Raw genomic sequence first — 7,429 nt, forward strand, 5'->3', positions numbered from 1 at the left:
CCTGTTTTTGACGCAGTATTCAGCAACGCAGATAGGTTTTCAACGACCTGTTAGAACCTGTTCACGATCTCGCGAGCGATAGCCAGTCAGAGCGAAAAGCGCTGAGGAAGCGACGTTTACTGGTGGTAAAGGTGCATTCCGAAAGGCTTTTCAACGCCGGGTGACTGACACGCCGCAGATCGCAAGCACGTTCTCAGATGGAGGACCCGGCAGCAGGCGGCGCACGGGGATTAGCATGGGAACAACAGCGACAGGAAGGCGACTGCCAGCATGACGGACACTCTGGCGCGACGACTGCACCACGCACAGCACCGGCAAACGGCAGCTCATCCAGTAAGCCAGAAAGATGTGCCAGCAAGGTACAGTAGCCACAGGCATCATGCACACCGGCGGTCGGTACATCCGTATGTGTGTAACGCTGCTCTGCACCAGACACAGCAGCGACGTGACACAGGGCCGTATCTGCAAACCCGGCTGCGGAAAAGGAAGCGGCATTGAGCTGAGCGCCAACTGGTGCCAGATACAGCATCAACATCGACAACAACGCTAACCAGGCGGGAGCCCGGCGCATGTGGCGATGCTGATTGAAGGTTGTCTGGTACATGGGCGCTCTCAGAAATGCAGGCGCGCATTCTAGCGACAGCCTCTGTGAAAAGGCAGCGTGAAGTGCCTTTCCGGGGTGCGACAAAACAGCGCAGGTGCCTCAGGCAACGGGTCTGCATTAATCGCGCTCATCACCAATGTGGAAAGAATGAGCACAATTGAGTAAAGACTTTGTCAGGCCAGCCGATACAGCAGGCATCCCCATATCCAGACCAGAGAGGTAGGGAAATGAAAATCGGTAACTATCAGGACACCGGTGGCCAGGTAAGCTATTCCAATAGCCAAAAAACTACCGGAAACACTTCCAGCAACAACGCCTCTTCCAGCGCGACCGACAGTACCGAAGACAGCTCAGGTAGCCAGAGCAGCACTGCACTGGGCAGCGGGTTCAGCGTCTCCGACACCATGGAAGAAAACCAGAACCAGATTAACCAGAAGCTGATGGAGGCGGTGTCCACCTTCCAAAGCTCGCTCAAAGACAGCGATGGCGCCCTGGGTCTGGTCATGAAGACCGTCATGGACCGGGTCAGTGAAAGCCTCAACGAAGACGGCAGCAGCTCCGACAGTACAGACAGCAGCAGCCAGACCGGCTCCACCAGCGGCACCCAGAGTACCAACCCCTACAGCGACAGCCAGAAAGACTACTGGTCACCAGAAAATACCGCCAAGCGCATCGTTGCCTTCGGTACAGGTTTCTTCAGCCAGTATCTCGACCAGCACAGCGACAAGGATCTGGAGACCGCACTGTCTGACTTCAGCGACCTGATCAGCAGCGGCATCGATAAAGGCTTCGATGATGCCAAGAAACTGCTCGATGGCATGGGAGTGCTGCAGGGTGATGTGTCAGACAATATCGATGCCACCTATGAGCTGGTTCAAAAAGGTCTGAAAGATTTCATCGACAATTACCCACGCCCCGACTCCAGCAGCTCGACGACAACCACCAGCAGCTGATCCAGCACAAACGACAAATAAAAAAGGCGGGGCTTTAACGGCCCCGCCTTCGCTCACTGCTGAGCAAACCTCACATCACTATTAACGTTTAACCCGCTACAGCCACCGCCTCAGCCGCTTTCTGTTTGACCAGCATATAACCAATACCGGTAATCAGTGAGCCAATCACGATAGCGCCGATATACAGCATGACATGGCTAATGGCATTGGGAATAAACAGCACGAAGATACCGCCGTGTGGCGCCATCAGCTGCGCATTGAAGATCATCGACAGGGCACCCGTCACCGCACCGCCGACCATACAGCATGGAATAACACGCAGTGGGTCTTTGGCCGCAAAGGGAATCGCACCTTCAGAGATAAAGCACAGGCCCAGCACGAATGACGCCTTACCGGCTTCCTGCTCCGCCAGCGTAAACTTGTTGCGCGCCAGGAAGGTAGCAATGCCCATGCCAATAGCGGGCACCATCCCGGATGCCATGACCGCCGCCATCGGCTCATAGGTTTGACTGGCCAGCAGCCCGACACCGAAGGTATAGGCAGCCTTGTTGACCGGGCCACCCAGGTCAAAGCACATCATCGCACCCAGAATCACCCCCAGCAGTACGGCATTGGCAGAGCCCATGCTTTTCAGGAACTCGGTCATGGTCGACATGATGGAAGCCACAGGACCGCCCACCACATAGATCATCACTAGCCCGGTCAGCAGGGTCGACAGCAGCGGAATAATCAGAATCGGCTTCAGGGCTTCGAGGTTTTTCGGTAGCTGCACCTTATCCACCAGGAATCTGGCGCTGTAACCGGCAATAAAGCCTGCCGCGATGCCACCGAGGAAGCCCGCACCAATCGAGCTGGCCAGCATACCGCCGACCAGACCAGGCGCCAGACCCGGACGGTCTGCAATGGAATAGGCGATGTAGCCCGCCAGTACCGGAATCATCAGGGCGAAGGCGGAGCCACCACCGATCTTCATCAGCGCAGCGGCCAGTGTGCCTTCCTGCTTGAATGCCTCAATACCAAATACGAATGACAGCGCAATGATCAGACCACCGGCTACCACCACCGGCAGCATGAAGGACACGCCCGTCATCAGGTGCTTGTAGGCGCCGGTTTTTTCTTTCTTGAAAGTCTTTTTCACCTCGCCCTGAACAGCGGCAGCGGATTCAACCTGCGCCTCTGCCTGCGCCAGCCGGATGACTTCCGCTGACTTCTTGAGCGCGTTACCGGTGCTGGTGCGATAGATACGTTTACCGGCGAAGGGCGCGGTGTCCACTTCGATATCCACCGCCAGAATGACCAGATCCGCTCTGGCGATATCCTCATCGCTCAGGGTGTTCTTGGCGCCCACCGAACCACGTGTTTCCACCTTGACCTGGTGACCCTGACGGGTACCGGCGTCCTGCAGCGCTTCGGCTGCCATGAAGGTATGTGCAACACCGGTCGGACAGGCGGTCACAGCGATGATATTGAGACAATTGCTGGCAACCGCAGGGGTAGCGGCGACGGCCACTGGCGCACTCGGCACCCTGGCAGCGGCAGAGGCCGCCGCGCCTTCGACTACTCGGGCATTGAGATTAGCGCGTTCCAGCCATTCCACCGGGTTTTCCAGTGTTTCGGTTACCGAACCACGGAATACCCGTTTGCCTGCAAAGCGGGCCATATCGACCACGCCTTCGGCGGCAATAGCGATCAGATCCGCTGCAGCTATCTGTGCGGCCGTCAGCATCTGCGCGGGCTGAACACTGGAGTGAATTTCCGCCGTGGCATCCCAGTTGAGCACTGCAGCGGCTTTTTTCAGCGCCGTTGCAGCCATAAAACTGGTGGTCAGACCACTGGGGCATTGAGTTACGATCAGGACTTTCATGGGCTCTCCTTAACAGGAAAACGCAAGTGGCATGACAGACACTTGTTGTTTTAATTGATTGAGTCGTTCTGTGTCGGGAATACCAACACCTATCTGACTGACTGCCAGTGCTGCCACTGCGGTCGCCAGTTGCAGGGTGTCGGCAACGGCAAGTTGATTGAGCAAACCATAGGTCAGACCGGCGACCAGACTGTCTCCGGCTCCGACGGTACTGACGACAGATACGCGGGGTGGCAGGGCCTGCCAGGCGCCGTCGCGACTGTACCAGCGCACACCGCGCTCGCCATCGGACAACACCACGTGACGAATACCGAGGGCGAGCAGCTTACGTACTGCCTGCTCCTGTGCCTCAGCATCCGGCAAGGCAGTACCGGTCCACTGCTCAAGCTCTTCAACATTGGGCTTGATCAGATCAGGTACCGCCGCCACCGCGGCATGCAAAGCCTGACCACTGGTGTCCACCAGAATGGTCTTACCGTGCTGACGCAGCAGCCCGATAATCTGGCCATAGCTGTCAGCAGCCAGCCCGCGAGGCAGACTGCCACTCAGCACAAAGACGTCCGCCTGTTCACACAGCGCCAGCAGCCGTTGCTGCAAGGTCTGCCAGACGGCCTCAGAGACGGTGATGCCGGGTAAGTTGATATCGGTGACACGCCCCTGCTGTTCCGACAGTTTGACGTTGATACGGGTCGCGCCCTGCTCCAGCAGAAAGTGGTTATCCAGCTGTAACTGGGTGAACAGATGCTCAAACGCATCGCTGTTGTCCTGCCCCAGAATGCCGGTGACTGCCACCTGCTCCTGCAGATCACGCAGTACCATGGCGACATTGATACCCTTGCCCGCCGGGCGCAGATTACCCTGTCTGGCCAGATTGACTTCTCCGGGCACGAGTTCACTCAGCTGCACTGTCAGATCCAACGCCGGGTTCAGCGTCAGGGTCACTACCGGTCGCTTAACCATGACGCACTCCTGCCAGCTTATCCGTCTCCAGCAAAGGCAGTGCTCTGACCGCTTCACTGCTGTCAGCAGCCAGCGCACGCTCTGCCAGATCGCGGGCAGCCTGCATTGACAGCTGGCGCAGATGCGCTTTGACACGGGGAATGGCGCGCATCGACATGCTCAGTTCCTTCACGCCAAGGCCGGTGAGGATCGCTGCGCCATGAGGATCAGAGGCCAGCTCGCCACACACGCCCACCCAGATGCCATGACGATCTGCCGCGCGTACGGTCATGTCGATCAGGCGCAGCACCGCAGGGTTGATGGAATCCGCCTGACGTGACAGCTCCGGGTGACCACGGTCGATGGCCAACGCGTATTGCGTCAGGTCATTGGTACCGATGGAGAAGAAGTCGACCTCTTTGGCGAATATGTCCGCCATCAGGGCAGCCGAAGGCACTTCAATCATGATGCCCAGCTCAATGTTGCTGCCGGGATAGTCCACCACCACCTCATCGAACATGGCACGCAGGGCACGCCATTCATGAATATCGGTGACCATGGGGAACATGATGCGTAACAAGCGGCCATTGGCGGCGGTCAGCAGGGCATGCAACTGACGTTTGAGTGTTTCCGGGTAACGCAGAGAAAGACGAATACCGCGCACGCCAAGGAAGGGGTTCTCTTCCTTGTCGATAGGCATGTAGGGCAGCGGCTTGTCACCACCGACATCCAGTGTACGTACGATCAGTGGGCGATCAGCGCCCAGCGCATCCAAGACACGGGCATATTCGGCGCGCTGCTCTTCCAGCGTGGGCTCCTGCGGGTAATCCATGTAGATAAATTCAGAGCGGAACAGACCCACCCCTTCGCAGCCATGATCGATGGCCTTGTCAACACTTTTTGCGGCGGTCAGATTGGCCATGACTTCGATATGATGGCCATCGGTTGTCACCGCGGGTTCGAAACGGCTGGCGTAAGCCTGTTCAGCCAGAGCCTTTTCGCGCGCCATGGTGGCGCGGGCCTGATCCAGCGCGGCCTGATCGGGCGCTACTTTCAGGGTACGCGCGTCACAGTCAACGATAACGGGCGTACCGGGCTCCAGCGTCAGCACCTGTGGGCCGCAACCGACCAGCAGGGGAATGCCCAGCGTCCGGGCCAGAATAGCGGCGTGGGAGGTGACACCACCGGCAGCGGTAACCACGGCGCGCACCTTGCTCAGATCCAGATCGCTGATCTCTGAAGGCGCGATTTCCTGACAGACCAGCACATGCTCTGTCTGAATGGCATCACTGCCACCCTGTCCGGTCAGTTGAGCCAGAACCCGGTTGCCGACATCACGAATGTCGATGGCACGCTCGGCCAGCAACAGTTCCTTGCTCTGCTCCTGAACACTGGCCAGTGCCTCAAAACTCTGCTGCCAGCCCCATTCGGCACTGTCGCCGCGGCGCACATGCTGCTCCGCTTCCTGCTGCATTTCCGGGTCCAGCAACAACTCCAGATGCATGGCAATAATCTGCGCCAGCTCGGTGTTGGCGGTGGATTCAAGGCGCTTGTTGAGCTGCTCCTCCACCGCTGCCACAGCAGTCTGCAGGCGCGCCAGTTCTGCACTGGCGGGGCCCGCCTGATGGGCAAACTCAAACTTGGGCTCAGACATCACATAGGCAGGAGCAATGGCCACACCGGGCGCACCGGTCAAACCACTGATGGTATCACCCGCTTGCAGCCGTACTACGGGGGCACTGACAGACTCTGACTCCAGCGCCACCACCACTGCCTCACTGGCAGCCTGTTGCTGAAACCCGCGCACCACCGGATCGCCCAGCCCGGCACTGATGGCTTCGCCGATAGTAGCCAGTGCCGCAGCCGCATCGGCACCTTCTGCCGTGATCTGCAAACGGTGGCCGAGCTGCGCGCCCAGGCTGATCAGCTTGGTCACACTGCGCGCGGAGACTGCCGGACTGTCGCTGTCGAGGTTTTCAACCCAGATTTCGGCTTCAAAGCCTTTGGCGATACGCGCCAGATTGGCAGCCGGACGGGCATGCAAACCATGGGACATAGGTAAGGGGCAGATAAGCTGCTGACCGTCCAGTTTCTGCACCAGCAGATGACGGACAACGTCCAGTGCACGCCGGGATTCCGCCAGCACCTTGAGCCGACCCTCAAGCTTCAGCTCGGTCAGGCGCTCAAGCAGAGGCAGGTGCTGATCATTATGAGTAGAAATGGCAATCAGCACATCGAGGCTGTTGCCGTAGAGGCTGACCGGCTGTGCGGGCTGCACCACGGCTGCGGCACCGTTGTCGGCCTGAGAGGCGACGGCCACCAGCCATACGCCTTCGCCCAGATACTGGGGCGGCGTGGCATAAAGGCTGATCAGATCCTGCTGGATGATGGCCTGTTTATTCCACAGGATGGCGCCTGCCAGCGCGACCAGTTCACTGTAGCTGGTGGCGACAGAGTGCATACGGACCTGATCGGCCCCGAGCAGAAAGGCACCCCTTTTGGCCTCACCACTGAGAATCGCGCGCACCTCTTCGACCCCACTGCAACTATGCAGCCGTTGCGCCAGTTGCTCATCAGCGATGACGTGTGTCAGTTGGCGGAGAATACTCAGATGCTCATCGGACCTGGCAGCGATACCGATTGCGGTATAGACCGTTTGCCCTGCCCCCCATTCCACCCCGGCCGGGAAACGTACCACTTTCAGGCCGGTCTCTCTGACCAGCTCGCGGGTATCTGTCGTACCGTGGGGGATGGCAATACCATTGCCAAGATAGGTGGAGGTTTGTTGTTCTCTGGTGAGCATGCCTTCGCGATAGCCTGCTTCGACCATTCCATCTGCCTGCAGCTGATCAGCAATCAGACTGATGGCTTCGACTTTACCGGCTGCCTGGGCTGACAGGGTAATGTCTTCAGGAGTGAGTTTTAACATTGTTATACCCCTAGACGTGTTGGTACTGCGTTTTGCGCTGTCCCTTGCGGGCAATCTATTTGTTAACAGGCTGTTGAAAACGTTATCGAGGCAGCCGAGACAAGGAAAAAACAGGCGAAAAAGCGGAGTTTAGTGGACTA

At 58.3% G+C, this 7,429-nt stretch carries 5 protein-coding genes; 1 reads left to right on the forward strand and 4 read right to left on the reverse strand.

Annotated elements, in window-relative coordinates:
* Window positions 1-193: 193 nt before the first annotated feature.
* Entirely contained in the window at window positions 194-604 is a 411-nt protein-coding gene (locus tag WH50_RS24350) for a DUF2946 domain-containing protein (protein WP_110189921.1), read from the reverse strand.
* Window positions 605-831: 227 nt separating this feature from the next.
* Between WH50_RS24350 and WH50_RS24355 the strand changes: the two genes are divergently transcribed.
* Window positions 832-1,557 (forward strand): DUF5610 domain-containing protein, encoded by a 726-nt coding sequence (locus WH50_RS24355; RefSeq protein ID WP_110189923.1) that lies wholly within the window; start codon window positions 832-834, stop codon window positions 1,555-1,557.
* A gap of 88 nt (window positions 1,558-1,645) precedes the next feature.
* Here WH50_RS24355 and WH50_RS24360 read toward each other — a convergent pair whose 3' ends face one another.
* The 3 genes from WH50_RS24360 to ptsP are packed head-to-tail and all read right to left on the reverse strand — an operon-like array spanning window position 1,646 to window position 7,289.
* Entirely contained in the window at window positions 1,646-3,421 is a 1,776-nt protein-coding gene (locus WH50_RS24360) for a PTS fructose-like transporter subunit IIB (RefSeq protein ID WP_110189925.1), read from the reverse strand.
* A gap of 9 nt (window positions 3,422-3,430) precedes the next feature.
* A complete protein-coding gene (gene pfkB, locus WH50_RS24365; RefSeq protein ID WP_110189927.1) occupies window positions 3,431-4,381 on the reverse strand; it encodes a 1-phosphofructokinase in 951 nt (316 codons plus the stop codon).
* Window positions 4,374-7,289, reverse strand: a complete 2,916-nt coding sequence (gene ptsP, locus WH50_RS24370; RefSeq protein ID WP_133251422.1) for a phosphoenolpyruvate--protein phosphotransferase — start codon at window positions 7,287-7,289, stop codon at window positions 4,374-4,376. Before ptsP ends, pfkB begins: the two co-directional genes overlap by 8 nt.
* Window positions 7,290-7,429 lie beyond the last annotated feature (140 nt).

Origin of the sequence: Pokkaliibacter plantistimulans (assembly GCF_003194385.1) — a bacterium.
Taxonomy (GTDB): Bacteria; Pseudomonadota; Gammaproteobacteria; order Pseudomonadales; family Balneatricaceae; genus Pokkaliibacter; species Pokkaliibacter plantistimulans.